The organism is Sphingobium sp. TomMM35A, assembly GCF_054771735.1.
On the sequence record NZ_BSRC01000001.1, the window covers coordinates 1796122 to 1821862 of the forward strand.

At 62.1% G+C, this 25741-nt stretch carries 29 protein-coding genes, 1 tRNA gene and 1 pseudogene; 14 read left to right on the forward strand and 17 right to left on the reverse strand.

Annotation, left to right across the window (positions count from 1 at the left end):
* Positions 1-281 precede the first annotated feature (281 nt).
* A complete protein-coding gene (locus tag ACYU8T_RS08845) occupies positions 282-2180 on the reverse strand; it encodes an ATP-dependent nuclease (protein WP_461159158.1) in 1899 nt (632 codons plus the stop codon).
* Positions 2181-2405: 225 nt separating this feature from the next.
* Positions 2406-3221, reverse strand: a complete 816-nt coding sequence (locus tag ACYU8T_RS08850; protein ID WP_461159159.1) for a cold-shock protein — start codon at positions 3219-3221, stop codon at positions 2406-2408.
* Between the two features lie 238 nt (positions 3222-3459).
* On the opposite strand from ACYU8T_RS08850, the gene ACYU8T_RS08855 reads away from it, so the two are divergent.
* The 4 genes from ACYU8T_RS08855 to ACYU8T_RS08870 all read left to right on the forward strand — a co-directional run bounded on the left by ACYU8T_RS08855 (position 3460) and on the right by ACYU8T_RS08870 (position 6250).
* On the forward strand, positions 3460-4077 hold the full coding sequence (locus ACYU8T_RS08855; protein WP_461159160.1) for a ribonuclease D: 618 nt from the start codon (positions 3460-3462) through the stop codon (positions 4075-4077).
* A gap of 17 nt (positions 4078-4094) precedes the next feature.
* Positions 4095-4742: an LPS export ABC transporter periplasmic protein LptC gene (locus ACYU8T_RS08860; RefSeq protein WP_097092293.1), complete on the forward strand. Its 648-nt coding sequence runs from the start codon at positions 4095-4097 to the stop codon at positions 4740-4742.
* Complete coding sequence (locus ACYU8T_RS08865) at positions 4742-5284, forward strand: LptA/OstA family protein (protein WP_097092294.1); 543 nt, start codon at positions 4742-4744, stop codon at positions 5282-5284. Before ACYU8T_RS08860 ends, ACYU8T_RS08865 begins: the two co-directional genes overlap by 1 nt.
* A gap of 285 nt (positions 5285-5569) precedes the next feature.
* Complete coding sequence (locus tag ACYU8T_RS08870) at positions 5570-6250, forward strand: hypothetical protein (RefSeq protein ID WP_461159783.1); 681 nt, start codon at positions 5570-5572, stop codon at positions 6248-6250.
* Positions 6251-6404: 154 nt separating this feature from the next.
* Here the strand turns inward: ACYU8T_RS08870 and ACYU8T_RS08875 are convergent, their stop codons facing one another.
* From ACYU8T_RS08875 to ACYU8T_RS08890, 4 genes are all read right to left on the reverse strand, one after another.
* The gene (locus ACYU8T_RS08875) at positions 6405-6995 is read right to left on the reverse strand and encodes a histidine phosphatase family protein (protein ID WP_097092295.1); all 591 of its coding nucleotides are present in this window, start codon (positions 6993-6995) and stop codon (positions 6405-6407) included.
* 4 nt (positions 6996-6999) lie between these two features.
* Entirely contained in the window at positions 7000-7794 is a 795-nt protein-coding gene (gene kdsB / locus ACYU8T_RS08880; RefSeq protein ID WP_461159784.1) for a 3-deoxy-manno-octulosonate cytidylyltransferase, read from the reverse strand.
* Between the two features lie 8 nt (positions 7795-7802).
* Positions 7803-8810 carry a KpsF/GutQ family sugar-phosphate isomerase gene (locus ACYU8T_RS08885; protein ID WP_097092889.1) on the reverse strand — a complete coding sequence of 336 codons (1008 nt, stop codon included), beginning with the start codon at positions 8808-8810 and terminating at the stop codon, positions 7803-7805.
* Between the two features lie 289 nt (positions 8811-9099).
* Positions 9100-10098, reverse strand: a complete 999-nt coding sequence (locus ACYU8T_RS08890) for an NAD-dependent epimerase/dehydratase family protein (protein ID WP_461159161.1) — start codon at positions 10096-10098, stop codon at positions 9100-9102.
* 191 nt (positions 10099-10289) lie between these two features.
* On the opposite strand from ACYU8T_RS08890, the gene ACYU8T_RS08895 reads away from it, so the two are divergent.
* Together ACYU8T_RS08895 and ACYU8T_RS08900 are read left to right on the forward strand one after the other, a co-directional pair.
* Positions 10290-11420, forward strand: a complete 1131-nt coding sequence (locus ACYU8T_RS08895) for a GNAT family N-acetyltransferase (RefSeq protein ID WP_461159162.1) — start codon at positions 10290-10292, stop codon at positions 11418-11420.
* Positions 11417-12277, forward strand: a complete 861-nt coding sequence (locus ACYU8T_RS08900) for a cupin-like domain-containing protein (protein WP_461159163.1) — start codon at positions 11417-11419, stop codon at positions 12275-12277. Before ACYU8T_RS08895 ends, ACYU8T_RS08900 begins: the two co-directional genes overlap by 4 nt.
* On the opposite strand, the gene ACYU8T_RS08905 is transcribed toward ACYU8T_RS08900, so the two are convergent.
* From ACYU8T_RS08905 to ACYU8T_RS08915, 3 genes and pseudogenes are all read right to left on the reverse strand, one after another.
* Positions 12255-13325 (reverse strand): GNAT family N-acetyltransferase, encoded by a 1071-nt coding sequence (locus ACYU8T_RS08905; RefSeq protein WP_461159164.1) that lies wholly within the window; start codon positions 13323-13325, stop codon positions 12255-12257. The two genes, ACYU8T_RS08900 and ACYU8T_RS08905, sit on opposite strands and share 23 nt — an antisense overlap.
* A gap of 36 nt (positions 13326-13361) precedes the next feature.
* Positions 13362-13748, reverse strand: coding sequence for an Mpo1-like protein (locus ACYU8T_RS08910; RefSeq protein ID WP_461159165.1), 387 nt, complete (start codon positions 13746-13748; stop codon positions 13362-13364).
* 62 nt (positions 13749-13810) lie between these two features.
* Positions 13811-14781, reverse strand: a pseudogene (locus ACYU8T_RS08915) (serine hydrolase).
* A gap of 84 nt (positions 14782-14865) precedes the next feature.
* On the opposite strand from ACYU8T_RS08915, the gene ung reads away from it, so the two are divergent.
* On the forward strand, positions 14866-15558 hold the full coding sequence (gene ung / locus ACYU8T_RS08920; protein ID WP_461159166.1) for a uracil-DNA glycosylase: 693 nt from the start codon (positions 14866-14868) through the stop codon (positions 15556-15558).
* Between the two features lie 274 nt (positions 15559-15832).
* Here the strand turns inward: ung and ACYU8T_RS08925 are convergent, their stop codons facing one another.
* On the reverse strand, positions 15833-16504 hold the full coding sequence (locus ACYU8T_RS08925) for a spermidine synthase (RefSeq protein WP_461159167.1): 672 nt from the start codon (positions 16502-16504) through the stop codon (positions 15833-15835).
* A gap of 140 nt (positions 16505-16644) precedes the next feature.
* Here ACYU8T_RS08925 and ACYU8T_RS08930 point away from each other — a divergent pair, with 140 nt between their 5' ends.
* Positions 16645-17091, forward strand: coding sequence for a hypothetical protein (locus ACYU8T_RS08930; protein WP_201515911.1), 447 nt, complete (start codon positions 16645-16647; stop codon positions 17089-17091).
* A gap of 224 nt (positions 17092-17315) precedes the next feature.
* On the opposite strand, the gene rpoZ is transcribed toward ACYU8T_RS08930, so the two are convergent.
* Positions 17316-17660 (reverse strand): DNA-directed RNA polymerase subunit omega, encoded by a 345-nt coding sequence (gene rpoZ, locus ACYU8T_RS08935; protein ID WP_066526813.1) that lies wholly within the window; start codon positions 17658-17660, stop codon positions 17316-17318.
* Positions 17661-17783: 123 nt separating this feature from the next.
* On the opposite strand from rpoZ, the gene ACYU8T_RS08940 reads away from it, so the two are divergent.
* A complete protein-coding gene (locus ACYU8T_RS08940; protein WP_461159168.1) occupies positions 17784-18986 on the forward strand; it encodes a phospholipase D-like domain-containing protein in 1203 nt (400 codons plus the stop codon).
* A gap of 30 nt (positions 18987-19016) precedes the next feature.
* Here ACYU8T_RS08940 and ACYU8T_RS08945 read toward each other — a convergent pair whose 3' ends face one another.
* Together ACYU8T_RS08945 and ald are read right to left on the reverse strand one after the other, a co-directional pair.
* Positions 19017-19847 (reverse strand): sulfite exporter TauE/SafE family protein, encoded by an 831-nt coding sequence (locus ACYU8T_RS08945; RefSeq protein WP_461159169.1) that lies wholly within the window; start codon positions 19845-19847, stop codon positions 19017-19019.
* Between the two features lie 205 nt (positions 19848-20052).
* A complete protein-coding gene (ald, locus tag ACYU8T_RS08950) occupies positions 20053-21168 on the reverse strand; it encodes an alanine dehydrogenase (protein WP_097092307.1) in 1116 nt (371 codons plus the stop codon).
* 228 nt (positions 21169-21396) lie between these two features.
* Here ald and ACYU8T_RS08955 point away from each other — a divergent pair.
* From ACYU8T_RS08955 to ACYU8T_RS08970, 4 genes are all read left to right on the forward strand, one after another.
* A tRNA-Ser gene (locus ACYU8T_RS08955) sits at positions 21397-21487 on the forward strand.
* A 182-nt stretch (positions 21488-21669) separates the two neighbouring features.
* Positions 21670-22287, forward strand: a complete 618-nt coding sequence (locus ACYU8T_RS08960) for a tyrosine-type recombinase/integrase (protein WP_461159170.1) — start codon at positions 21670-21672, stop codon at positions 22285-22287.
* Positions 22202-22390: a DUF2274 domain-containing protein gene (locus tag ACYU8T_RS08965; RefSeq protein ID WP_461159171.1), complete on the forward strand. Its 189-nt coding sequence runs from the start codon at positions 22202-22204 to the stop codon at positions 22388-22390. The genes ACYU8T_RS08960 and ACYU8T_RS08965 overlap by 86 nt, the downstream gene beginning before the upstream one ends.
* Entirely contained in the window at positions 22387-22608 is a 222-nt protein-coding gene (locus ACYU8T_RS08970) for a helix-turn-helix transcriptional regulator (protein ID WP_461159172.1), read from the forward strand. The genes ACYU8T_RS08965 and ACYU8T_RS08970 overlap by 4 nt, the downstream gene beginning before the upstream one ends.
* Positions 22609-22738: 130 nt before the next feature.
* Here ACYU8T_RS08970 and ACYU8T_RS08975 read toward each other — a convergent pair whose 3' ends face one another.
* The 4 genes from ACYU8T_RS08975 to ACYU8T_RS08990 form a co-directional block, all read right to left on the reverse strand.
* The gene (locus ACYU8T_RS08975) at positions 22739-23197 is read right to left on the reverse strand and encodes a DUF1579 domain-containing protein (RefSeq protein WP_461159173.1); all 459 of its coding nucleotides are present in this window, start codon (positions 23195-23197) and stop codon (positions 22739-22741) included.
* A 72-nt stretch (positions 23198-23269) separates the two neighbouring features.
* Positions 23270-24040 carry a DUF899 domain-containing protein gene (locus ACYU8T_RS08980; protein ID WP_461159174.1) on the reverse strand — a complete coding sequence of 257 codons (771 nt, stop codon included), beginning with the start codon at positions 24038-24040 and terminating at the stop codon, positions 23270-23272.
* A 28-nt stretch (positions 24041-24068) separates the two neighbouring features.
* Positions 24069-24287 (reverse strand): hypothetical protein, encoded by a 219-nt coding sequence (locus ACYU8T_RS08985; protein ID WP_461159175.1) that lies wholly within the window; start codon positions 24285-24287, stop codon positions 24069-24071.
* A gap of 8 nt (positions 24288-24295) precedes the next feature.
* Complete coding sequence (locus tag ACYU8T_RS08990; RefSeq protein WP_461159176.1) at positions 24296-24418, reverse strand: DUF6485 family protein; 123 nt, start codon at positions 24416-24418, stop codon at positions 24296-24298.
* Positions 24419-24434: 16 nt separating this feature from the next.
* Between ACYU8T_RS08990 and ACYU8T_RS08995 the strand changes: the two genes are divergently transcribed.
* Positions 24435-25670 (forward strand): helix-turn-helix domain-containing protein, encoded by a 1236-nt coding sequence (locus tag ACYU8T_RS08995; RefSeq protein WP_461159177.1) that lies wholly within the window; start codon positions 24435-24437, stop codon positions 25668-25670.
* Positions 25671-25741 lie beyond the last annotated feature (71 nt).

The window sequence follows — 25741 nt, forward strand, 5'->3', positions numbered from 1 at the left end:
GAAGCGCGACTGAAGCATGATGATCTGGCCCGCGCTTATGGGAAAATCATCGGCGTGCTTGAGCGGGAGCGATTGGCTTAGGGTGGTGGCGAGTGGGGACATGGACTGGGGGCTCGCTTGTTCTGACTGCACTCTGCTGATCGGCTAATTCGGGGTGCGAGATTCGCCCGCTAGGGTTTCGATGACATCTTTACGGTGGGGCACAACGGGGATCCCATAACATCCGGTCGGACCGCCCATCCTATGATGGTCGGCCTTCGAGACCAGCCGGAATTACCAGCCTATTCGGCTGCAAGTTTTTCCCTCAATTGGGCGATAAGCTTCCCACCCCGTGATGCGAATTCATCGCTAAGCGAAGCGACGTTTTGACTCGCAAGACGCTCTTGAAAAAATCGCCTAATTTGCCCTTTAGTTGGTGACTTCGTCAGCGCCAATTCGACTTGAATAATGGAGCGCGCCTCATCATCGAGAAGATCTTCAATCACCTTTACGTCGTCAACCAACTCGTCGATTGTCACAAGACGTCCGACCGGTATGCCAAATTCCTCTGCATAGCGGCTCCGCTCAGCCTTCCCGGCCGCGTCTCCGTCAAGAACGAACAAGAAACTCAAGTTCCATCCCACATGCAGCGCAGCAAGTGCGCCAAATGTCCCTGCTCCCAAGCCTGGTAATAACGGCATATCACTCAAGTTCAGAAGTTTGGCCAAATACCTAAGAATATAGTAATCTGACTTTCCTTCCAAAACGATAGAAGCTTTCTGCGCATCAAACTTTGAAGGAACCACCGCCAATCTGTCAAGGATCGGCTGGAAATAGCTTGTCTGACCGGGATGAAAATTGACAAAATTCCGGTAGGTTTCAACTTTAATATCAAGTGACTCATCATCCAGCGATATATCATCTAAAACAGATGAAACTGGCGCATCCGCGCGGTTGGTCACAATAAATGTTTGCTCAAGCCATTTCGGCTCGATCAAATAGTGGCTGTGTGTTGAGTACGCCAAGGTATGCTCGCCCTTAGCAATTTCAGGAAACGATTCTATAAGCTTTTGTTGCGCCGCCGCGTGTAAATTGGAGGCTGGCTCGTCAAACAGGAACAATAGCGGCCTCGATGTAGAACTTGCTCGCGCAACACGAAATTGCGTGAATAACATAAACGAAAAGAACCACCTAAATCCCAAAGATCTGTCATTCACGTTAAAGCGGCGAGTTCCATCCCGAATTTGAAATTTTATAAACAAGTCGTGCTCTTGGGTTTTTGTTCTTGTCCCCTGAGCATCTTGAATCTCACCCTCAGTGATTTCAAACGTGATAATTATTTCTTTTCCTTTAGTATCCTCCCCAAATATCTGATTCCACCTTCCGAAAATCATTTTACTTATAGCTGCACTCGCTCGATCCATAACATGCTGGATCTTTTCGCGATCGTCGTGCCCCGACCATGCAGAAAGGAACGATGTCCAAGGAATAATCATCGTTTTCCCGCGAACGCGTCGAACAATATCTTTTTCAATAGTTAACCCTCTACCGTCATAATCAAGTATATCTTGGAATGTTCGACGATAGAACTGATCTATTAAACCTCCGCGATTCGTTAAAAAAATCGTTTCAGGAAAGTCAAATACAGATGTTGGGAAATACGCGATATCTGGAGTCAACGCATAATAAACATTGCGGACCATCGTCATTTCATCAAGGCCAGACACCGCCCTCCACTTCTTTTGTCCAAGAGATTTTACCTTGGGCCTCGTCATCAAATTAAAGTAATTTCCTACTAAGTCGCCGCCTTTGAACTCTTGCCATTTTTCAAAAGTTATCTCATTTCCGATCGAATCTCTGTCAACTTTCAAGCCTTTTTTCTCGAGATCTGCAATTACCTTGTCTTTGTCGATCTCGTTTAATTCGAGCGACGCTTCTACCGAAACCTTGCCATTGAAATCTGAAATTAGGTGCCTGGGAACGCGATCTTTGATCGGAACTCCGAGGCCCTCCTCGCCACCTAAAAGTTCGCTAGTCGCCGTATCTGGTGAGAAACTGTGGATTGCTTCTAGAACCGTGGTTTTTCCGCTTTCATTCAACCCAACAAACGCGAACACACTGGCACCCGCGACCGATTGAAGATTCACTGTCGTATCTTTGATACCCTTGAAGTTCCTGATTCTAAACGACTTGTACCGCATCCTGCGCCCCCGGCATTTGACGTAAGCAACTCCGCCATTATTAGAGCGGGTGTCAACAGTCTGTTATCGGTTTTCCATCCGAACATTCCGGCGCGTGAACGCCAATTTGGATCACGAAAAGTGTCAGGGTTCAGACCCCAATTCTCCACCGCCCCCAACAAAAAAGGGGCCGCCGGGCAGGCGACCCCTTTCTATCCTCTCCGCTGATGCGGGCAGGGCTTTTTATCAGTCGCCCTTGGGCTGAAGATTGACGGCTGCGTGCTTGCCGCGGCGGTCTACTTCGAGTTCGAAGTCCAGGCGGTCGCCTTCGTTGAGGGCGGACATGCCTGCGCGTTCGACGGCGCTGATGTGCACGAATGCGTCGGGCTGGCCGTCGTCGCGCTGGATGAAGCCGAAGCCCTTCATGGCGTTGAAGAACTTGACCGTGCCGCTGGCGCGTTCGCCGGTCAGCTGACGCTGCGGGCCACGATCGCCGCCGCCGAAGCCGCCACGGTCACCGCCGAAGCCGCCTGCGCGGGGTTCGCGGGGTGCGCGTTCCTGAACGGGGAGCGGTTCGCCTTCGATCTTGAGATCGGTCGCCGACACCTTGCCACCGCGATCGACCAGGGTGAAGCCCAGCTGCTGACCTTCGGCGAGGCCCGTGAGGCCTGCCTGCTCAACGGCGCTGATGTGGACGAACACGTCTTCGCCGCCGTCATCACGGACGATGAAGCCGAAGCCCTTTTGACCGTTGAAGAATTTGACTACGCCGGTGCCTTCGCCAACGACCTGCGCGGGCATGCCGCCGCCACGGCCGCCGCCGAAGCCGCCACCACCGCCGCCGCCGCCAAAGCCGCCGCCGCTGCGGAAACCACCGCCGCCACCGCCGCCGCCGAAGCGGTCACCGCCGCCGAAACCACCGCGATCGCCACCGAAACCACCGCGATCAAAACCACCGCCGAAACCGCCACGATCATTACCGCCGCCGTAAAAATTGTCGTCGCCGAAACCGTCGCGCTTATCCTTGCCGCGCCCGCCGCGGCGACCTCTATCAAAACTCATGCCCTGTTGGTCACTTTCGCTTCGCCCAGACTATACCGGATAAACATGCCGGGCGAATGACATGAAGAATCCACCGCAGATATGCGGGTTTGAGAATCACTATATCAACTTTTCAGCCATGCGCGAATGATTTTAGCCCGATTGCCGCCACAATTCGGGATTGCCCCGTAATGAGGCTTTTCGTTCACGGCCAAAAGGGTCGATTGAGTTGCCGCCGCTTTCGCCATAGAGGGGTCGAATGACCGTTCACTTTCATGAAGAGGACCTGCCCGCAGACGTCCTCGCCCCCGGCCCCGTCGCCGTCGATACCGAAACCATGGGCCTCATCACGCCGCGCGACCGCTTATGCGTCGTGCAGATCAGCGACGGCCGGGGCGACGAGCATCTGGTGCGCTTCATGCCCGGCAGCGATTATGCCGCGCCCAACCTGCGCGCGGTGCTGGCGGACCCGGCGCGTTTGAAGCTCTATCATTTCGGGCGTTTCGACATCGCGGCGATCCGCCACTATCTGGGCGTGGTGGCAGCGCCCGTCTATTGCACCAAGATCGCGTCGCGGCTGATCCGCACCTATACGGACCGGCACGGATTGAAGGAGCTGGTGCGCGAAATGCTGGGGCAGGAAATCAGCAAGCAGCAGCAGTCGAGCGACTGGGGCGCGCCCACCCTGTCCGACGCGCAAAAGGATTATGCAGCGTCGGACGTGCGCTACCTCCATGCGCTGAAGGCCGAACTCGACAAGCGGCTGATCCGCGAAGGGCGGATGGAACTGGCGCAGGCCTGTTTCGATTTCCTTCCTCACCGGGCGGAGCTCGACCTGGCGGGATGGCCGGAGATCGACATCTTCGCGCATATGTGAGGACGTAACGCTTTTCCATGTCCATACAGGCCGATCAGCAACGTCATGCCAGGCGCGATTGGGCGCGGCCAGGCGGCAGCCATGACAGGCTGGTCGCGCGGCTGAAGAACTGGTTGCCGGTGTTCGTCGGCGTGCTGGCGGCCTTGCTGGTGATGGCGCCCTTTACCGGCGGGGACAAGGTGAGCTTCGTGCTCGACAAGAACAAGGTCGAGGTGGCGAAGGAGCGCATGCGGGTGAGCGAGGCGCTGTATCGTGGCGAGGACAGCAAGGGGCAGCCCTTTTCCCTGCGGGCGGGCAGCGCGGTGCAGAAAAGCTCGCGCGAGCCGATCGTGGACCTCAATGACATGTCGGCGCGCGTGCTGCTGTCCGAAGGGCCCGCCGTACTGAACGCGCGCAAGGGGCGCTATGACATGGAAAAGGAGCGCGTCGCGGTGGACGGGCCGGTGCAGTTCGAAGCGGCGGGCGGATACAGGCTGACGACGCGAGACGTGGGCATCGACCTCAAGACTCGGCGCATGCGCAGCGCGGGCCGCGTGGACGGGCGGATACCGATCGGCACGTTCAGCGGCGACCATCTGGAAGCGGACCTGGCCGCTCGCACGGTGACGCTGAATGGCAGGGCGAGCTTGCGCATCGAACAAAATGGCATCAAAGGGCGGAAGTGATGAAGAGATCGCTGATCCTGCTGTCGAGCGCTGGCGCCCTTTGCGCGGCGATGGTCTTTGCTGGCGCCGGGGCGCAGGTGCTGAAGAATCATGACAGCAACGCGCCGGTCAACTTCACCGCAGACCGGATCGAAGTGCAGGACCGTGCCGACCGGGTGGTCGTGTCCGGCAATGTCGAAGTGACGCAGGCGGGCATGAAGCTGAATGCCGCGCGGATGACGGTGGCCTATCGCAACGGCGCGGGCAGCGGCGTGGAGGTCGACCGGATCGATGCTTCGGGCAATGTCGTCGTGACCAAGGGCAATGAGACGGCGCGCGGCAATGTGGCGATCTATGACCTCAACAGCCGCCTGATCACGATGCTGGGCAATGTGACGCTGACGCAGGGCAGCAACCGCTTGTCGGGCGGGCGGCTGGTGATCGACCTGACGAGCGGGCGGTCGACCGTGGACGGGCGGTCCTCTGGCGGCGCTCCGGGTGTATCGGGCGGATCGGGAGGCCGTGTGTCGGGCACCTTTACCGTGCCGCAGCGGAACAACTGAGCCTTTTTTTCCAAAAGCTTGTGAAGGGTTGGAGGCGTGGGTTTTCCCGCGGGAAGCTGCACGGTGGCATTAATAAATATGGCATTTTGAAGGCAAAATGTTACAATGGATGCAGCGGGGTCGTTTCTCGATTCTGCGAGGTCCATCATGTCACGCTTGCTGATGGCGGCGACAGCTGCCTGTTGTTTTGTTGCGCTTTCTTCCGGTCAGCTAGCCGCCTCCGGTCCAAATCAGTGCTGGCAACCCTATGAAATAGAAGCGGCGAAAGTCCGGGATCTGCACGTGATGCTGATGCTGGGAACATTGCGATGCAAGGCGGTGAACAAGGAGATTGAGGCGAAATATTCCGCCTTCGTCGACAAGAAAATCGGGCTGCTGAGCAGTTACAATAATGTGCTCAAGACACGGTTCATGCGGGTCAATGGCATCGCCGAAGGGCAGCGGGTGTATGAACAGTTCAACACGAAGCTGGGTAACGGCCATTCTGGAATGGCGCAGGCGGGGAGCTATTGCCAGACGATCGAGACGCTGCTGACGCTGGCGACCGAGGCGCAGGATAAGGAACTGCCGCAACTGGCGACGACCTTTTCCGAAAGCGCGATGGGCATCGATGCGGTGTGCGAGGCGCAACCGGTGGTGACGGCGGCTGCTCCGGCGGCGGCGACGGCGGCACCGGTGGTGACGACGGCTCCAGCAACGGGGACCAGCGGGGTGACGCAGGTCAATGCGCCGCATGAGGCAGTCACGGCTGCGGGGATGGCCGTCACGACAGAGGCTACGGTCGGCCAGTCAGGTTCCGCAGCGGCGGCGCTGGAGGCGGCGGCAGTGGCGTTGCAGAATGCCGCGGCGAGCCTGAAGTCACAGGCTGCGGCTCCGGAGGCGGTGCCGGACAAGCCTGTCGCGTCGCCCGAGGCGAAGCCGGCCGTGCTGCAACCCATAACAGCGAGCGCGGCACCGGTGGGATGAGGAGCAATCGGGGGTCGCCTCCCCTGAAGCCAAGACGCTTTCAGCTAGAGCGCGCTGCGTTTAATCGGACGCAGGTCGCGCGCTCTAGTTTTTTGTTATCGCCTCGCTTTAGGCGCAAAACCGGTTCCCACTTCTGCGCACGATGCTCTAGCCCTCAGGGCCGTTGATCCCAATGTCGCAGCATGACCTTGCCGTCCGCAGCGATGGTGAGTTCGCCAAAGGCGCCCGTGCGCAGCTTGAGCGACGCGGGTGAGAGGCCGAGCGCGATCAGGGCGAAGCGGGCCGCGCCGTTGCTGGTGACGAGAAGGTCCGTGCCCTCCCCACCTTGCGCGAAATAGCTTTGCCAGGCGGCGATGCGGGAAGGCGCGTTGACGATCCAGCCGGGGGGCGGAAGGGCCTGCTCGTCCCATGCGCCAAGCGCCTGTGCGCCGATGCGGGCAAGGACTTCGGCCTCCGGGCGGCCTTCGTCCGGGCCATGGTCGATCTCGTCGAGCCAGGAGAGCGTGCCTGTCACCGACTGGTCGAGAGCGGCGGCGATGCGGCTTGCGGTCTCGCGGGCGCGGCTGAGCGGGCCGCTCTGGATGCGGGACGAGGCGAGGCCTTGCGCGGCGAACCATTGGCCGAGGCGGTCAGCCTGGGCGCGGCCGCTTTCGACGAGCGGCAGGTCGGTGCGCGCGCCGATGCGGCAAGCGGCGGCGCTGCTTTCGAAGGTGTTGCCATGGCGAATGATGAAGATGCGGCGCATGGGGTCAGAGTGGCGTAGGGTCGCCATAAGTGGCGATGAGGGCCTCTACGCGCTGGATGTCGGCTTCGGTGTCGATGCCGGAACTGTCGAAGATCGGCGGATCGGCAGCGACGGTGGTGACCGGGATGCCGAGTTCGAGGAGGCGAAGCTGCTCCAGCCCCTCCAGCTGCTCAAGCGCGGTGGGGGACGCAGCCTCGAAACGGGTGAGCGCGTCCAATGTGTAGCCATAGAGCCCGACATGGCGCCAGATAGGGGAGAGCGGCTGGGTGGCGCGCAGCGCCTGCTCGTCGCGGATGGCGGGGATGATGGTCTTCGAGAACCAGAGCGCGCGGCCATCGGGAGCGCGGGCGCAGGTAGTGCCGCTGAAAGGCGAGCGCAGCTTGTGATCGCGGAGCGCGTCGAGCGCGCTCCAGTCGAGGGCGATGACGGGGGTCGCGACTTCAGCGCCCGAATGAAGCGCGGCGATGACGGCGCGCAGCGCCCCTTGTGGCTGGAAGGGGGAATCGCCCTGCAGATTGACGACAAAATGCGGGGATTCCGGACGCTGGAGCGCGGCGGCGAGCGCGCGGCCGGAGCCGGTGGCGATGGCGCTCTCCGTCATGGCTGCGGCACAGCCAACAGCATTGGCGTGATCGGCGATTTCGCTGTCGTCGGTCGCCACGACCAGCTCAGCGTCGACTATGCCCGCGATGGCGGCGCGGGCCATGGCGATGGTCCGGTGCAGCAGCGTGCGACCGGCGATCAGGCGCAGGGGCTTGCGCGGCAAACGGGACGATCCCGCCCGCGCCGGAATGACGATGAGGCTGTTCAGGCGACCCCGGCGTGCAACAGGTCGTGCATATGGACCGCACCCATCAACCGCCCGCCTTCGCAGACGAAGAGCAGGGTGATGTTGTGCATGTGCATGAGCCGCAGCGCTTCGGATGCCAGTTCGTCGGGACCGACCGACAGCGGCGGCACGGTCATGAACTGGCCGACCGCTTCGGTCAGTTGCCGCGTACCGGTGAGCGTGCGCCGCAGGTCACCATCGGTGAAAGCGCCGATCAGTTCGCCGCTGCTGTTGACGATCGCCGTGCCGCCAAGACGCGCGCGGGTCATTTCGATGGTGGCGTCGAGCAGCGAGGCGTCTTCGGGCACACGGGGCACATTGTCGCCGGAGGCCATAAGGTCCCGCACCTTCAGCAGTTGCGCGCCAAGACGGCCATTGGGATGGAATTTATGGAAGTCGTCGGCGGAGAAGCCGCGCATTTCCATGAGCGCGATGGCCAGCGCATCACCGAACGCCATCTGGACCGTGGTGGAGGTCGTGGGCGCCAGTTCGTTGGGGCAAGCTTCGCGCACGGCAGGCAGGAGCACGCACACGTCCGAGGCCGTCGCGACGGTGCTTTGCGCACGTGCGGTGAGGCCGAGCAGAGGTATGCCGAAGCGCTTGCAATATTGGATGATGGGGCCGAGTTCGCTGGATTCGCCCGAGTGCGACAGCATGAGCACGATGTCGTCAGGCGTCACCATGCCAAGGTCGCCATGGCCCGCGTCGGCCGGGTGCATGAACAGCGCGGGCGTGCCGGTCGAGGTCAAAGTCGCGGTCATCTTGCGCGCGACGATCCCGCTCTTGCCCATGCCGGTGACGATCAAGCGGCCCCGCACACTCATGATCATGCTGACGACGCGGAGGAATATCGCGGAAAAATCCCGGTCGGCGAACTTCGCTTCCAGCGCGTTCAAGCCATGGGACGCGACAGACAAGGTCCTGCAGGCTGTTTCCACAATCCGGCTGCCAGAACCAAAAGGCACAATTTTCGTTACTGTCGACACAAGTTCGCCCTTTTTTCCATGACGTCCAGCCAGGTTTTCCTGATCCGTGCAGCATGGCAGCAGCCGCCCTATCAGCGTACTGCCCTCCAATTCATTAGCGACCCATCCGGCTGCAAGCCGACCCGGCGAAGCAGATAGGATAGTTGACGGCTGAATGGCAATTTAATTTGCCGACAGGCGCGAAAATTTGCGCGCCTTTATTGCCACATGCGGCACAAATCGATGCTTCTTTGTAGGTAGCTGGAACTTTCCGCACGGTTAGGCGTATTGCGGCGAATTTTCGCCCGCTTCAGCTTGCGTGATAGTCGCGATACCAGGACACGAAGCGCGGCACGCCCACCTCTATGCCGGTCGTCGGCGCGAAGCCGATATCCTCCGCGATCGCGCTGATATCGGCAAAGGTAGCGGGAACATCGCCGGGTTGCATGGGCTGGAAATCGATCTCCGCCTTGCGCCCGATCGCCTGTTCCAACACCGAGATGAGGTGCATCAATTCTTCGGGCCGGTTGTTGCCGATATTGTAGAGCCGATGGGGCGAACGGCTGCCCCCCGCCTTGGGCGCGCCATCGTCGGCCGGGGCATGGTCGAGGCAGCCGATCACGCCGCTGACGATATCGTCGATATAGGTGAAGTCGCGCTGCATGCGGCCGTGGTTGAAGACCGGGATGGGATCGCCCGCGAGGATCTTCTTCGTGAAGATCCACATCGCCATGTCAGGCCGTCCCCAGGGGCCATAGACGGTGAAGAAGCGCAGGCCGGTCATCGGTATGCGGAAGAGATGGGCGTAGGTCTCGCTCATCAATTCGTCGGCGCGCTTGGTGGCGGCATAGAGCGATACGGGATGATCGGCGCGGTCCTCGACGCGGAAGGGCAGGCTGTCATTGCCGCCATAGACGGACGAGGAGGACGCATAGACGAGGTGCCGCACCCGCCTTTCGCGCGCCAGTTCCAGCATGTTCACATGACCGGCAAGGTTCGAGCGCACATAGGCATGCGGGTTGATGAGCGAATAGCGAACCCCCGCCTGCGCGCCCAGATGGATGATCGCCTCCACCGTCTGATCGGCAAGCGCGCGGTTCAGCGCATCCAGATCGGCAAAGTCAAGTTCGGCGAAGGTGAACAGCTTGCCATGCCGCTGTTGCAGCGCGGCGACCCGGTCGCGCTTCAACGAGACCTGATAATAGTCGTTCATATTGTCGATGCCGATCACCGCCCGTCCGGCGGCGAGAAGCTGATCAGCGACGGCCATGCCGATGAAGCCCGCGGCCCCCGTGACGAGGATGGTCATGCGGCCACCATGGAGCGTGACTGGATGGAGGAGGTCGCCATGGGATTGTCTTTCAGTCGTCGAAGGTTAGCCGCCTGTAAACAGACAATCCAGCGGGCGATGTAAAGGGCTTTCCCCCAAAGAGGCGGCCTGCTGCCCCAAATGAGGCAGTTTAGTCTTTCCCTAATCATTGAAGCTTATGCGCTTGTGTCATGGACATGGCATCGCATCCCTTGCCCAGCGGCACCCGTGCCTATGGCCCAGCCCAGCGCGCGCGCTGGACCGCATTGGCGGCGGAGGCGGCGGAGGCCAACGCCTTTTACGCGCCGGACATGCTGTGCGCCGCGCTGGACCATCTGGCGGGGACACCTGGCGTGCGCATCATCGAGGCGCAGGCGGGAGGCGAACTGATCGGATTGTTGCCGGTGACGGTGGCTGCCCGCCACAGCCGCCTGCCGCTGTCCTGCGTAACCAACTGGATGCATGAGCATTGTTTCTTTGGCGCGCCGCTGATCCGGCGGGGTGCGGAGATGGCGGCCTGGCGCGGATTGCTCGCGCAGTTGGATGACGCGCATTGGGCGGCGGGATTCCTGTACCTGCGGGGGCTGGACGCAGCGGGGGCCAATGCTGCGGCGCTGGAGGCGCTGTGCGTCGAGCAGCGGCGTGGGCGGCGCGAGGTGCATCGCTATGACCGCGCCATGCTCCGGTCCGATCTGGATGCAGACGCCTATTGGGAAAGTCACGTGCGCGCGAAGAAGCGCAAGGAGATCAGGCGCCTGCAGAAACGGCTGGCAGACCTTGGCGCGGTGGAGCAGCGTCTGTTGGTGGACAGGGCCGAACTGCCGCACTGGTGCGCCGATTTCCTGGCGCTGGAGGCTTCGGGGTGGAAGGGGCGCGAAGGGTCGGCGCTTGCCTGCTCGCCACGGGACGCAGCCTTTTTCCGGGCGGCCTGCGCGGCAGCGTTCGACGCGGGGCTGCTGCATTTCCTGCGCATCGACCTTGATGGACGGCCGATCGCGATGCTGGCGAATTTCCGTCACGGCGATGGCGCCTTTTCCTTCAAGATCGCCTTTGACGAGGAAATGGGCCGCTTTTCGCCCGGCGTGCTGATCGAGCTGGCGAACCTGCATGCGGTGCAAGGCGATCCGGCGATCGGCTGGATGGACAGCTGCGCCGCGCCCGACCATCCGATGATCGACAGCCTGTGGGCCGAGCGGCGGACGATCGTGCAATATCGCGTGGCGCTGCATGGCCGGGGGTTAAGCCGGGTGGGGCGCGCGGCAGCCTTCGCGGTCGCCAATGGCATAGAGGCGATCGCGAGCCATATGAAAGGACAGGGATGACCGCTCGCTCAGCCATCAGCGCGCAGATTTTCGATGAGGACGCGCAGCGGATATTCGCGGGAGCCTATCCGGATGCGCCGGTGAAGTTGCATCATGGGCTGGTTGGGCATCCGCTGCTGACGATCGGGGCGCTGGCGGGTCTTGCCGAGCGGATGCCGGCGGCGTCGGTCGAATATAATCTGGGCAAGCTGCCGCTCGGCGTCCGGCCGGAGGATACGCCGTCCAATGGGCTCAGCCTGGGCGAGACGATCCGGACGATCGAAAGCAATGGCAGCTGGGCGGTCTTGAAGAATGTCGAGCGGGATGCGGCCTATGGCGCTCTGCTGGATGCGGCGCTGGCGGAGCTCGCGCCGATCGTGGATGCGCGGACGGGGGCGATGCTGAATCGGGAAGCCTTCATATTCCTGTCATCGCCGGGCAGCGTCACACCGTTCCACATGGACCCGGAGCATAATATCCTTCTCCAGATCATGGGCGAGAAGGTCATGACCGTCTTTCCGGCGGGGGACGAGGAGTTGGTGCCTGCGATGCAGAGCGAGGCTTTTCATGCGGGCGGGCATCGCAACCTCCATTGGCGGGAGCATTTTCGCGAGCGGGGGACGGCAGTGAGGCTGCTACCCGGCGACGCGATCCATGTGCCGGTGAAGGCACCGCATTTCGTGGAAAATGGCGCAGGCGTGTCGATCAGCCTGTCGGTGACCTGGCGATCGGAACGCAGCGTTGCCGAGAGCGAGTTGCATGGGCTGAACGCACTGCTGCGGCGGCGGGGACTGCCGATCGGGCGGATTGGAGCGCAGCCCGAGCGGCAGGGCGCGCGGCGGATCGCCTATCGGATCATGCGAAAGCTGGGCGTCTAAGCAACCGGCGGAGCAGCGCTTCGGCTTCAAGGGCAGGCGAGAAGCGTTCCAATATCCACCATTCCAGCGCCTCTTCGCGGGTGGCGAGGCTTTGCTTGTAACGGTCCTTGCCTGCGAGGAGCGAATAGAGGCTGAGGCCCTTGCCCGCATAATGGGCGACGGCGGCGGTGTGGCAGAGCAGGCCAGGCTTGTCCTTGGCCGTGCGCGGGGCGGCGAAGGCGGATTGATAATTCATCGCTTGGCCGCGATGGATAAAATTGACCAGCAAGCCGACGGCGCCGCCTTCGTCGCTGAAGCGGAGCAGTTCGACCTCGCCGGTCAAAATGCCCTTTTGCGTGAGGGTCAGGAGGAAGCGACGGAAGGCTGGGTCTGCCCAGGCATTGTCCGCGTGGCGGCCTTCGTTCAAGGCGCGCATGTCATCCAGCCATGTGGCGGCTTCGTCCGGGGTGGCGGCGGCGGTGACGGTGGGCAGGCCGCCATGATCCTTGCTCGCGCGGCGAATCTGGCTGCGGGTGTTGGGGCTGAGGAGCGAGAGATAGTCGCTATTCGCGGCGCGGACGGCGGCGAGATCAATCTGGTAGACGGGCGAACTGTCGACGCGGGTGGCGCGGCGAATGGGCAGGCTGAGCAAGGGTGAGCCGGGGGCAATGCCGCTGAGGCGAAGGGCGCGCCAGTCGGTGTGGCGCTGGAGAGCGGCGTGGAAGGCTTGGGCGGACTGCGTCTCCGCACCGCGCCGAGCGAGCAGGCCATTATATTCGACATAGGGTCGATCGGCGGCGGGATCGCCCGACTGGTTGAGGGAGAGGGTGGCGCAGCGGCCGAGCAGGCGCGGCTGCATTGCATGGCCGGTGAGTGCCAGGGCCACGTCCCTGCCCTCACCATCCGTGACGCACAGCAGGTCGGGGCGGACGCCATAGCTTTCGAGCCAGCTGCTGGTCCAGGTCCAGCCGAGGAAGAAGGAGGCGTCCGATGCCGCCTCAAGCGCCTGCCAGCGGGGAGCGAGCGCGGCGAGATCGGGCAAGGGGGAGAAGTGGGCGGAAAGAGCCATCGCCGCACTTGTGACAGAGCTGCAAGGGCGGTCAAGTCAATGGCGCGGAGAGACGCCTAGAAGGGTGAGGCGCTTGGCCGGGTCGATCGATCCATCCGGGCGCACGCCTGCATGGGCGAGATCACGGCGCATGCGTCCTGTGAGAAAGCGGAACCACATGCGGAAATCGGCGCGCAGGGACCAGAGCGGATGGCGGAAGGTCGCGGGCCTGTTGCGCTCGATCAGGGCATGCGCCGCCCAGGCGAAGCCGTAGCCCGCAACGGGCAGTGCTGGAAGCAGCCACCAGCGGCCCGTCAGGGGCATGGCGGTCAGCAGCAGGATGACGGCGCTCGTCCCCGCATAATGCAAGGCTCGCGTCCCAGGACGCGCATGTTCCTGAAGATAATATGGCCAGAACTCGCTGAACAGTGCGATATTGCTCATGCCAGGCCCCTTTCAGGGTTGCACAGCTAAAGACAGGCTTGCTCCAAGTTAAGCCAGATGCGTCAGACCGTGTGCGATTCAGGGGCAAAGAGGAAATAGTCGTAAGCGGCGCGGGCTACTTCAGCCATGATGCGGTCGCGCGCGGCATGGCCGCGATGATCCTTCATGACGAAGACAGAGATGGCGATCGGGCGGCCATCGGGCAGGGTGATGATGCCCGTGTCATTGCCCAGGCCATTCAATGTACCCGTCTTGTGAGCGACCGGCGTGCCGGGCGGAAGCATGCCGACGAGGCGCGCCTTGCCCGTCTTGCAACGCGCCATGATGCCGAGCAGCATGGCCGTGCTGTCCCTCTTCAACGCCTTCCCATGCTGGATGGTCGAGAGGAGGTCGTTCATCGCGCGGGGCGTCGACGTATCGCGCGGATCGGCGGCGAAGGCGATGTTGGGCATGTCCATCGCGTCGCGCGCCCGCGCCGAAATGGGGTTTCGGCCTCATCCCCTGCCCCGCCTGCTCCCGCCTTCGCGCGGGCGAGAAGTTGGGCGGTGTTGCTGTCCACCCGTTGGCCTCGGATGCCGAGCGACTGGAGCCAGCCATTCACCGCCTGCGGCCCGCCCGCGCGGGCGACGAGCGCATCGGTCGCTTCATTGTCGCTGCGGGTGAGCATCAGGTCGAGCAAGGCCGTGACCGGCATCGCCGTGCCGAACCGTGGTAGCTTCTCATCGAAGCGCAGCATGCCCGCATCGGCGAGCGACAAGATCTTCCCCGCCACCGCGACCTTGTAGGTGCTGGCCATCGGGAAAAGCGTGTCGCCGTTCAGTTCCAGCGTCTCTCCGCTGCGCAGATCGCGCACGGCTATGCCGACGGTGCCGTCGCTGAGGCTTGCGAAACGGGAGAACTCGCCGAGCAGGCGCGATTGCGCCGTTTGATGCACCACATTGGGCTGAGGACCGAAGGCGTCAGCGGTTGGCAGGGGCGCGAGAAACAGGCCAAGGCCCGCCATGATGGCGGTGGTAAAGGAAAGGCGCGGCATGATTGCCCTTTCCCTCATTTGCGGACGCGGAGCAAGACTGCCGTGCGGTTGACAGGCTGTTGCCGGGCAGGTCATCAGGCGGGCATGACCGCAACGATCAAGCTCGACGAAAGCTGGCGCGCGCCGCTGCGCGAGGAGTTCGACCGCCCCTATATGCAGGCGCTCAAGATATTCCTGGAAGAGGAGAAGCGGCAGGGGAAGCGCATCTTTCCCAAAGGCAGCGAATATTTCCGCGCGCTCGACCTGACGCCGCTTGGCAATGTGAAGGCGGTCATATTGGGGCAGGACCCCTATCATGGCGAAGGACAGGCGCATGGGCTGTGCTTCAGCGTGCGGCCGGGAGTGCGGACGCCGCCGTCGCTGGTCAATATCTACAAGGAGCTTAAGAGCGACCTTGGCATCGATCCGCCGCGCCATGGGTTCCTGGAACATTGGGCGCGGCAGGGCGTGCTGCTGCTGAACAGCGTGTTGTCGGTCGAAATGGGCCGCGCCGCGTCACATCAGAAGCGCGGTTGGGAGGAATTTACCGATGCCATCATCCGGCTGGTCAATGGCCAGGAGGAACCGGTCGTGTTCCTGCTGTGGGGCGCCTATGCGCAGCGCAAGGCGGCCTTTGTGGATCAGACGCGGCATCTGGTTTTGAAGGCGGCGCATCCTTCGCCGCTGTCAGCGCATAATGGGTTTTTGGGGTGCCGCCATTTCTCGCAGGCTAATGCGTTTCTGGAAGAGAAGGGGCGTGGGGGGATTGATTGGGCTTTGCCGGAATGTGGGGTTTGATCGGGCGCGATTTGTCGTCATGCCAGCGGAGGCTCGCATCTGTGGCGATGGCGTTCAGCCCGGCGGCATGAGATTCCAGCTTTCGCTGGGATGACGGGATGAGATGGGCACTTTTAGCCCTCGCCCGTTTACGGGAGAGGGAGAGGCCCGCCGCGTCAGCGGTGGGAGGGTGAGGGTTGGGTGGCCGCCCTCATCCAACTTCGCCTAGCCAGCAAGCTGGCAAGGCTGCGTATCCTTCTCCCGCCTGCGGGAGAAGGATTAGGGCTTCGACCATTTACCGCTTCTGGGCGAACCAGATGACGTGGCGGGGGCCTTTGCCGTTGTCGCGGGCCTTGACCGCCACCTCATCGACCTGAAAGCCAGCGTCGCGCAGGCGGCGGGTGAAGGCCGCGTCGGGGGCGGCGGACCAGATGGCAAGGATGCCGCCCGGCTTCAGCGCTGCCTTGGCGGTGGCAAGGCCAGCCGACGAATAGAGCCGGTCGTTGGCGGGAGCGGTAAGGCCGTCGGGGCCGTTGTCCACGTCAAGGAGGATCGCGTCGTAGGCTTGTCGGCTCACTGCGATCTCCGCCGCGACATCGCCCTCGATCAGGGTGACGCGCGGGTCATCGAGGCAACCGGCCGCCAGTTCCGCCATGGGACCCCGCGCCCAGGCGATGATCTTGGGCACCAGTTCGACGACCGTGGCGCGGCCGTCCTGCCCCATGCCCGCCAGCGCCGCGCGCAGGGTGAAGCCCATGCCGTAGCCGCCGATCAGCAGATGCGGCGCCTTTCGCCCCCTCAGCTGCTCAAGCGACATGACCGCAAGCGCCTTTTCCGAACCGCTCATGCGGCTGCTCATCAACTCGTTCCGGTCAAGCACGATCATGTGATCGCTGCCCCGCCGATAGAGTTTCAATTCCTGTCCGCCCGGCACGGCGGCGGTGTCGATGAGTATGCGAGGGGTCACTGGCAGGTCCTTATATGGGCGCCCCGCATGGCAGCTTGCTCCACGCGACGCAAATCTTCAAGGCTGGCGCAAGTGACGCCCTGCCCCTATGTCGCGGGCAGCCCCCTCCCCTCCTCTTCCAGCAGGCAGTCCGTTCGTCCATGCGCTATTTCCTCGATACTGAGTTCAACGGATTTGCAGGCGCGCTGATCAGCGTGGCGCTGGTGCCGGAATTTGGCGACGATGAATTTTACGTCTCGCTGCCCTTGGATGAGGAGCCGCATGGCTGGGTCCAGCGCAACGTCATCCCCTATCTGCGCCACGTTCCTCCGGGTATCGACATGGAATTGAGCCGCGTCGAGGCGGCGCATCATCTGGCGGATTATCTGGCGGGCGATTCCGACCCGGTGATCGTCGCCGACTGGCCGGAGGACCTGGCCCATTTCTGCGCACTGCTGGTGATTGGGCCGGGGCAGATGGTCGACATGAATGGGTTGCAATTGCAGTTGGTCAATGCAGCGGGATTCAGCGCGGCGGCGAATAGCAGGATTCCGCATAATGCGCTGCATGATGCGCGGGCTTTGCGGGATTTCTGTTTGGGGAATTGAGGGAGTGAGATGTTCCCTCTCGCCTTCAGAGGAGAGGGAATTCATGCGTTCATCCATCTCTCGTCATCCCAGCGCAAGCTGGGATCTTGTGAGGCTATGCCGCGCGCTGCCCCATGAGATGCCAGCTTCCGCTGGCATGACGAAATCTACCCCCCCAAACGGATCGAGGCCCGGTCCTGCTTGCGCAGGCCGAGCCTCATTCCCTCTCCAAACCGATGGACGGATCAGCCGTCGTAGTCGCCGCCGACATTCTGGTTGCGCGGCGGGGCTGCGGCGGTGAGGCGCAGGGCCTCTGCCGACTGGGCGATCGATCCGATTTCGTCCGGCGTATCGTCGTCGTCAATCTGCACCTTCTGCAGCGAACCGACGAGCGAATCATGCAGATCCGCCGGGAGAACGGTTTCTTCAGCGATCTCGCGCAGGGCGACGACCGGGTTTTTATCGCGGTCGCGGTCAAGCGTCAGTTCGGCGCCACCGGAAATTTCACGGGCGCGCTGCGCCGCAAGCAGGACAAGGTCAAAACGGTTGGTAACCTTGTCGACGCAATCTTCGACGGTAACGCGGGCCAAACGGGCGCTCCTGGCAAAAGGATGGAAGTTATGAGGTCCGCGCCTATCAGTGGGCGGCGGAGGAGTCAATGAAAAGCCCATAAATCCATGGCGCGTCACGGCAATTGGGGGCATGAACGGGATATGGCGACGAACCGGCAGCCCCCAGAAAAGAGCGGCGAAGCCGGAATCAACCTTTCGATCCGGGGCCATCGGCTGGGCGTGATAGAGAATGGGCCCGCCTTGCGCGAGGCCCTGATCACCCTGATCGATGGCGCGCGGGAAAGCCTGAAGCTCTATTATTATATCTTCGCCGACGACCAGAGCGGGCGGATGGTGCTGGACCGGCTGATCGCTGCCCGAGGACGGGGCGTTGCGGTGACGCTGATGATCGACGCGTTCGGATCGGCCGACACGCCTGTCGCCTTCTTTGATCCCCTGATCAGCGCCGGAGGCCGGTTTGGCCGATTCGGGGCGCGCCGTTCGACCCGCTATCTGATCCGCAACCATCAGAAGATGACTATTGCGGACGACCGGCGGCTGCTGCTGGGTGGCTTCAACGTGGAGGACGCCTATTTCGGATTGCCGGAGGACGATGCCTGGGTGGACCTCGGCCTTCTGATCGACGGACCTCAGGTCGCGGCGATGACCAACTGGTATGGGCAATTGTGGCGCTGGGTATCGACCAGGCATCAGCGTTTCCGGACATTGCGGCGCATGGTGCGGCATTGGCACCCGCCGCTTAACCATGGCGCCGATGAGCCGATGCGATGGCTGATCGGCGGGCCGACCCGGCGGCTGAGCCCTTGGGCGCAGGTGGTGAAGCATGACCTGGAACATGCCCGACGGGTGGACATGGTGGCCGCCTATTTTTCGCCCGGACGGGGCATGCTGAAGCGCATCGCGCGCGCGGCGCGGCGAGAGGGTGCGCGGCTGATCCTGCCGTCCCGGTCCGACAATGGCGCGACGGTGGCGGCCGCGCGGCTGCTGTACGGACCGCTGCTGCGACGCGGCGTTGAGATATGGGAATATCAGAAGTGCAAGCTGCACATGAAGCTGATCGTCATCGATGACGCCGTCTTCATCGGTTCAGCCAATTTCGACATGCGCAGCCTTTTCCTGAACCTGGAGATCATGCTGCGGATAGAGGACAAGGCGCTGGCTGATGAAGCAAGGGCGTTCATCAGCCGCCGGGCCGGGGAAAGTCGGCAGATCACGCTGGAGCGATACAAGGCCCAGCGCGGCGTGCTGACCCTGGTGAAGCAATGGATCAGCTATTTCCTCGTCGGGGTGCTGGATTACACCGTGACCCGGCGGCTGAACTTCCGCAATCCCGATGCGGACTGACCGGCGATCCATCCGTCCGCCCGGCCCCGATCACATGTGGATGGCATTGCGGAACATGATCAAGGCGATGATGACCAGATAGACGCCGAAGACGCGCTTCAATAGATGCGCGGGCAGGCTGTGCGCGGCCGCCACGCCTAATGGCGCGGTGAGGATCGACATCGAAGCGATCGCCAGCGTCGCGGGCATGTTGACGAAGCCCAGCGATCCCCAGGGCAGGCCTGTTTCCTTAAGGCCGATCAGGGCGAAACCGAGGGCGCTGGGAATGGCGATCAGCGTGCCGACGCCCGACGCCGTGGCGATCGCCCGGTGGATCGATCGGCCGCACAAGGTCATTACCATGATCGCGATCGTACCGCCGCCAATGCCGAGCAAAGCCGAAAAAGTGCCAAGCCCGCCCGCTATGCCGACACGCGCGATGCCGGACGGCATGTCCTCGCTGATCACCTTGCCCCCGACCTTGGGCAGCAGGAAATTGAGCGACATGAGGAACACGCCCGACGCGAAGATCATCGTCAGCACCCGGCCGTCCACATGGCCTGCGAGCAACACCCCTACCCCGTCGCCCAGGATGATCCACGGCGCCCAGGCGCGCAGCACTTCAAATTCCACCGCGCCGCGCTTGGCATGGGCCAGGAGAGAGCGGATCGAGGTCACGATGATCGTGGCGGCCGAGGTGCCGATGGCGACATGGGCGATCGCCTCATGCGTGCCGCCCAGCAGCGGCAGCACAACGAACAGCGCTGGCACGACGACGAAGCCCCCGCCGATGCCGAAAATGCCCGCTGCGAAACCGGCGAACAGCCCCGCTCCCAGCATGGCGATCAAGGGCACGAGCCAAGTCATGAGATCGCCATGCATCACAGCGCCTCCCTGCTGCTGGAATGAAGCGCACGCGGCAGCAAGGCGGCAAAGCGGATAGGATGGACCATGACGTGAACCTGGGCCTCTCTTCGACGGATGTGTTTGTCTGGGGGCAGGCAACCAACTGCCCCCGACAAACAAGACGAACGAGACCGGGGAACCCGCAGGGGGTCCGGACAAGATTACAGGATGCGAGCCGACGTCAGCCCAGCGCTTCTTCCGCTGGGCTGAAGGGCAGGCCCAGCGCCTGGGCGACGGCCTGATAGGTCACCTTGCCGTCCCAGACATTGAGCCCCGCCAGAAGATGCGGATCGGACTGCAGCGCCTTCTTCCACCCAAGATCGGCGATCCGCAGGGCGTGCGGCAGGGTGACGTTATTGAGCGCATAGGTGCTGGTGCGCGCGACGGCGCCCGGCATGTTTGCGACGCAATAATGGACGACGCCATCGACCACATAGGTGGGCTCCGCATGCGTGGTGGGGTGGCTGGTTTCGAAACAGCCGCCCTGATCGATCGCAACGTCCACCAGTACGGAGCCCTTCTTCATGCTCTTGAGCATGTCGGCGCTGACCAGCTTGGGCGCGGCGGCTCCGGGGATCAGCACGGCGCCGATGACAAGGTCAGCCTCCGCCACGCATTCGGCGAGATTGGCGCGGTTGGAAAAGCGCGTCTTCGCTCGCGCTTCGAAGTAGATGCCCAGCCGTTCGAGCACTTCGGGGCTGCGGTCCAGGATGGTGACGTCCGCGCCAAGGCCAGCCGCCATCTGCGCTGCGTTGAAGCCGACGACGCCGCCACCGATGACACAGACCTTGGCCGGAAGCACGCCTGGGACGCCGCCCAGCAGCACGCCCCGGCCGCCATTCGCCTTTTCCAGCGCAGTCGCGCCTGCCTGGATGGACATGCGTCCGGCAACCTGGCTCATGGGCTTGAGCAACGGGAGGCCGCCGCTTGCGTCGGTGACGGTTTCGTAGGCGATGCAGACCGCGCCCGACGCCATGAGGTCGCGCGTCTGGTCCGGGTCAGGCGCGAGGTGGAGGTAGGTATAGAGTATCTGGCCGGGGCGCAGCATGGCGCGCTCCTCCGGCTGTGGCTCCTTCACTTTCACGATCATTTCGGCGGCTTCGAACACCTCGGCTGCGCTTGCCACGATTTCGCCGCCTGCGCCGGCGTACAGCGCGTCATGCGCGCCAATCCCCTCCCCCGCGCCGCTTTCCACCAGCACGCGATGACCATGGGCTGCCAGTTCATGCACGCTTTCAGGCGTCAGGCCGACGCGATATTCGTGATTCTTGATTTCCTTTACCGTGCCTACGATCATGTTCAGCCTTTCCGTCCCAAGCAATCGCGCCGAGGACATGGCATCGCCCGACATGCGGCGATTGTTCCGAAAATGCGCTGCCGACCCTGACAATCTATCCGCGAAAGCCCATTCGAAGGCAACCATGGCGGGGCGTCTTGGGAGGGCGGACGATATTGCAAAGGAAAGTCCCGCCACCCCTTGCCACCCGCCGCGCGCCGCGATAGGGAGCCGCCTTCCAGTGCATGCGGAGCGGTGGCCGAGTGGTCGAAGGCGCTCGCCTGGAAAGTGAGTATACGTCAAAAGCGTATCGAGGGTTCGAATCCCTCCCGCTCCGCCAGGCCCCTTTCCGGAGGGGTCCACAAAGGTCCAATGGGATCGACTTTTTCTCCATGTTTACCGACGCTTAGCTGACCCGTTCGGCCTCGGCCGTCCGTACTCGTCCGTGCTAATCCGACGAATCGGTTGGTACTTTGCGTGGTACGCGCGGTCGAAAAACGTGGTACTTTTGGAGACCGGACGATGCTCACCGACATCAAGATCAGGACGGCCAAGCCGCGCCTGAAATCCTACAAGCTGACAGACGCCAATCGCCTCTACCTTCTCGTCACCCCAGCCGGCGGCAAGCTATGGCGATGGAGCTACAGCTTCGACGGCAAGCAGAAGGGCATGGCCTTCGGCGCCTGGCCCAAGGTCTCGCTGTCCGAGGCCCGGCTAAAGCGAGACGAAGCTGCCGCGCTGCTCGACGAGATGCGGGATCCGGCCCACGTCAAAAAGCTCAGGATCGATGCCGCGCTGGAGGCGAGCCGCCAGACATTCGAGCGCGTGGCGCGAGACTGGTTCGAGACCAACAAGGTAAAATGGGCGCCCGTCCACCAGAACGATGTCATCCGCAGCCTCGAGCGGGATGTGCTCAATGGCATCGGTGACCTGCCGATTGCGCAACTGACCCCGCCGCTGGTCCTTGCCGTCCTGCGCGACATCGAAGCAAGAGGAGCGATCGAGACGGCGAAGCGTGTCCGCCAGCGGATATCGGGCGTCTTCGTCTACCCCAGTGAAACTCTCGATCACGATCACCCCGGATCTTCTGGCTGCATTGCAATTATACGCCACCATTTACGCATCGACATACGGGGTTGAAGAGCCCGTTGCAGAACTGATCCCAGCAATGTTGTCTGCGTTTCTTGAAGCCGATCGGACCTTCTTGCGTGAACGCGATGCACGGGCGCGAGCAACGAAATGAGCCAGGAGAGTCAGCTTGTCGACCGGCTCATTAGGCTGGAGGAAGTGAAGCGGCGGGTCGGTCTTGGTAAATCGATGATCTATCGCCTGATTCAGGAGGGCCGGTTCCCACCCCCCTACAAAGTGTCACCCTTCGCATCGCGGTGGAGTGATCAGGAGGTCGCTGCCTGGATCGACGACGTCAAGGACGGCTTTGAGGGCAAGCGCAGGAAAGTCTGATCAGTTTATCGCAAATTCCTAGCCGTTCGCTTCAAGAGTCGCGCTCAGCACACCCAGCTATGAGGCTGCTGACAGGTCAAAAGCCGCTAGGTGCATGCCGCAACCGATGCAGCGATATGCGTGGTGAAGACTATGCCTCTCTTGTGAAAGTCATCACCCAGTTTGTTTCCCAGGTCTGGCCGCTGTCGGCGGAAAAGGCCTGCTCCCATCGCGCGCCAACGGCAGTGATTTGTGACCAAATGAAGCGTACTCGGATGGGCCGATTGTCAAGGATGTCGTCGGCATAGAAGTGACCCACGCCATCCACGAATCGACCGATTACTGGAGGATCGAGGGCGGTGGCGCGACTGTCAAACCACCAGATCGACCAATCGCCAGTCTGGGGATCGCGACGCCGAAACGCAGCAGCGCGATAAAAGCCATCAGGATCTTCAAGAAATTGATCTTCGACCGAACCGTCGCCATCCATGACAGTCCAAGCCTTGCAGCTACCATCAAATTCGGCCCAGTCCGTGGATCCTACGAGACGCCGCCGAAGCTTTTGGTGCCGAACGCGCCATTCCCCGATCTGAAAATCAAACTCGTGCATGCAATACGTCCTGATCGGCTGAGCGGCCCTCGGGGCCATTTTCCCGGCATTGATGGCGATGAGAAACTTCGATCAGCCCTCTGCGTAATCGGTCCGGCGCCGCATCCAGGGGCCAGTTTCATTGCGGCCGAGGGGCGCTCGGTCGAGCCATGAATAAATAGCCCAGATCGGATCCACTCCTCGCGCGTAGGTTGAATAGGCATGGTAAACCTCGCCTTCTTGAAGAGCGAAGGTGCTGAGCCCTGGGCGATCCCTCAAATAGCTGGCGACATCCGTGCCGGAGGCCTCAGCAAAGAAGCGTTCGGCTTCATGGCCGCCGCCTTCCTTACCTTCACGCCACGGACCGGCAGGGTCAGGGGAATAATTATAGACGATCTGGCCATTCCGTTGCTCGTCCTCGCTGAACCAGACACCGAAGTCTCGGTTGAAGTCGTTACCATGCGATGAGGCCCATGGAAAAGACCAGTTCATCCGGCCCCGGTAGGTGAGCAGCCTGCCCAGCGGCGCTTTGGACACCGCCCAGAGCATCACGTCATGGCCCGCCAAATGCGGCGCAATGCCGTTGAAACCGTCGGCGATCGACGAGCAAGAGACGCAGCCGGAATCGAAACTCTCTCCGAACATGAAGTGATAAACCATCAGTTGGGTGCGCCCCTGAAATAAGTCCTTTAGCGCCATGTCTCCCTGTTCGGTCGCGAACCGATAGTCTTTCTCGACCCGGACCCAAGGCAGTTCCTGACGTTGGCGTGCAACGGCGTCCGCTTGCCTTATCAAGGCCTTTTCTACGGCGAGAAGCCGAAGCCGGGCCTCCGTCCATTGTTCCCGCCCGCTAGTTTCGTGCATCCGTCGCCTCCTGTCGCCTCTGTTGGGACTAGTCGGGGCGAGCGGCATCGTGTGAGTGACATATCCGGCGCGATGTGCCGATCAGTTGAAGCCAGGCGGGAAGGTGAATGACACTCATCAGGCCGTACATCCACGCCATACCGCTGATCGTGAGGAGCAGCGGGTCGTTGCCTCCACAAATCGCGGCGGTCATGGTAGGGGCGAAGCCAGCCAGATATGCCATCGTGGCGAAAGTCGGCGAAGCCATGAGCGAAATTATGGTTGCGGCGCGTGCGAAACATGGTCGAACAGGCATTTTGGTATCTGGCCTGCTGGCAGGCTCCTCTCGGTACAATCGCAGCATCCTGTCCCCGAATTGCCAAATCCAGGGAGTGACAATTTTGGCGAGGCTGGATTGAACGTTCACAGGGAAGCGGCGCTCGCACTGGATGCAGGAGACGTCATCGGCGCCCTGCAAAAGGTCGCTTTGCGCGACGACGCTTGGAGCCTTGCCATTCGGGGTACGGCTATGGCCCGTATCGGCGATCTCGACCGAGCCCGCAGCCTACTGAGGCAGGCCGGACGGGGCCTGGGATTCTGTGACAGGCTGGCCCATGCAAGATGCGTTCTGGCACAGGCGGAGGTCCAGCTCGCTCTGCGGGATGGAGGATGGCCGGCAGCGCAGCTGAGCGAAGCCTACGCGACTTTTCTGGGACATCGGGACTTATGGAACGCCGCTTACTTAAAACTGGTTGAGGCGCGGCGAGCCATCCTTTTGAATCGTCTCGACGAGGCAGAAAGATTCCTCGCGATGCATCAGGGTCAGCGCCATCCTGTCCTAGATGCTGTGGCAGGATTGCTGACCGCGCACATTTGTCTTCGCAAGCTCTGTGTCGCTGAGGCGAGGACAGCCCTTGCGAGCGCCTTCATCGATCTAGGGCCTCATGCGTCTGGTCCGTTGCGGTCCGAACTCCTTCGCGCCGAAGCATTGCTCGAAGCCCCAGTGGCGGGCCGTCGCCGCGGAGGGTGTCTGGTTCCAGTCACCCCGGATGCGCTGAAGGCTCTAAACCTCGACGATAACCTGATCGTCGACGCCACACGCCTCGAGGTTCGCCTTCATTCCAGCATCGTTCCGCTTGTTTCTCGGCCGGTGCTCTTTTCCCTGATGAAAAGCCTTGCCACAGTGTGGCCGCGTGCAGGTTCACGGGCCGATCTTATCCGAACAGCCTTTGGAGGTAGGCACGCCGATGAAACCTATCGCGTGCGCCTGCGCATGGAGATGATGCGGCTACGTCGCTTGCTGAGAGGCCTGTGCAATGTAACCGCAACGGCCGAAGGCTATCGGCTGGATCCGCTTCGCGCAGCCGCAATCGTTCTGCTGGAGCCGCTCGTCGCTACGCGACACCCACAGATCATTGCACTTCTCAGTGACGGCGAGGCATGGACCAGCCATGCGCTCGCTGAAGCGACAGGCTCCAGCCGTCGCTCCGTCCAGAGAGCATTGGAGGCCCTGCGCGGTGATGGGCTTGTCCTGTCGCAGGGGGCCGGCCCCTCGCATCGCTGGCGCACTGAGCCAGTCGATCCCATCACGACGCCAATGTTACTCTCCCAATCGTATCTTCCAACGGTACAAGATCGAGATGGAGAATAGTGCCAAGATTCTGAGAGTTCTGGCGCCCCGCGAAGGCGTCGCCCACATTCATGGCGTAAGCTATGATGGCA

Excerpts from the sequence above, each read along its gene's own strand:
- ACYU8T_RS08845 (WP_461159158.1), bottom strand. The coding sequence starts at position 2,180 with ATGCGGTACAAGTCGTTTAGAATCAGGAACTTCAAGGGTATCAAAGAT.
- ACYU8T_RS08850 (WP_461159159.1), bottom strand. The coding sequence starts at position 3,221 with ATGAGTTTTGATAGAGGTCGCCGCGGCGGGCGCGGCAAGGATAAGCGC.
- ACYU8T_RS08855 (WP_461159160.1), top strand. The coding sequence starts at position 3,460 with ATGACCGTTCACTTTCATGAAGAGGACCTGCCCGCAGACGTCCTCGCC.
- ACYU8T_RS08860 (WP_097092293.1), top strand. The coding sequence starts at position 4,095 with ATGTCCATACAGGCCGATCAGCAACGTCATGCCAGGCGCGATTGGGCG.
- ACYU8T_RS08865 (WP_097092294.1), top strand. The coding sequence starts at position 4,742 with ATGAAGAGATCGCTGATCCTGCTGTCGAGCGCTGGCGCCCTTTGCGCG.
- ACYU8T_RS08870 (WP_461159783.1), top strand. The coding sequence starts at position 5,570 with ATGCTGATGCTGGGAACATTGCGATGCAAGGCGGTGAACAAGGAGATT.
- ACYU8T_RS08875 (WP_097092295.1), bottom strand. The coding sequence starts at position 6,995 with ATGCGCCGCATCTTCATCATTCGCCATGGCAACACCTTCGAAAGCAGC.
- ACYU8T_RS08890 (WP_461159161.1), bottom strand. The coding sequence starts at position 10,098 with ATGACCATCCTCGTCACGGGGGCCGCGGGCTTCATCGGCATGGCCGTC.
- ACYU8T_RS08895 (WP_461159162.1), top strand. The coding sequence starts at position 10,290 with ATGGACATGGCATCGCATCCCTTGCCCAGCGGCACCCGTGCCTATGGC.
- ACYU8T_RS08900 (WP_461159163.1), top strand. The coding sequence starts at position 11,417 with ATGACCGCTCGCTCAGCCATCAGCGCGCAGATTTTCGATGAGGACGCG.
- ACYU8T_RS08905 (WP_461159164.1), bottom strand. The coding sequence starts at position 13,325 with ATGGCTCTTTCCGCCCACTTCTCCCCCTTGCCCGATCTCGCCGCGCTC.
- ACYU8T_RS08910 (WP_461159165.1), bottom strand. The coding sequence starts at position 13,748 with ATGAGCAATATCGCACTGTTCAGCGAGTTCTGGCCATATTATCTTCAG.
- ung (WP_461159166.1), top strand. The coding sequence starts at position 14,866 with ATGACCGCAACGATCAAGCTCGACGAAAGCTGGCGCGCGCCGCTGCGC.
- ACYU8T_RS08930 (WP_201515911.1), top strand. The coding sequence starts at position 16,645 with ATGCGCTATTTCCTCGATACTGAGTTCAACGGATTTGCAGGCGCGCTG.
- ACYU8T_RS08940 (WP_461159168.1), top strand. The coding sequence starts at position 17,784 with ATGGCGACGAACCGGCAGCCCCCAGAAAAGAGCGGCGAAGCCGGAATC.
- ACYU8T_RS08945 (WP_461159169.1), bottom strand. The coding sequence starts at position 19,847 with ATGCATGGCGATCTCATGACTTGGCTCGTGCCCTTGATCGCCATGCTG.
- ald (WP_097092307.1), bottom strand. The coding sequence starts at position 21,168 with ATGATCGTAGGCACGGTAAAGGAAATCAAGAATCACGAATATCGCGTC.
- ACYU8T_RS08960 (WP_461159170.1), top strand. The coding sequence starts at position 21,670 with ATGCTCACCGACATCAAGATCAGGACGGCCAAGCCGCGCCTGAAATCC.
- ACYU8T_RS08970 (WP_461159172.1), top strand. The coding sequence starts at position 22,387 with ATGAGCCAGGAGAGTCAGCTTGTCGACCGGCTCATTAGGCTGGAGGAA.
- ACYU8T_RS08975 (WP_461159173.1), bottom strand. The coding sequence starts at position 23,197 with ATGCACGAGTTTGATTTTCAGATCGGGGAATGGCGCGTTCGGCACCAA.
- ACYU8T_RS08980 (WP_461159174.1), bottom strand. The coding sequence starts at position 24,040 with ATGCACGAAACTAGCGGGCGGGAACAATGGACGGAGGCCCGGCTTCGG.
- ACYU8T_RS08985 (WP_461159175.1), bottom strand. The coding sequence starts at position 24,287 with ATGGCTTCGCCGACTTTCGCCACGATGGCATATCTGGCTGGCTTCGCC.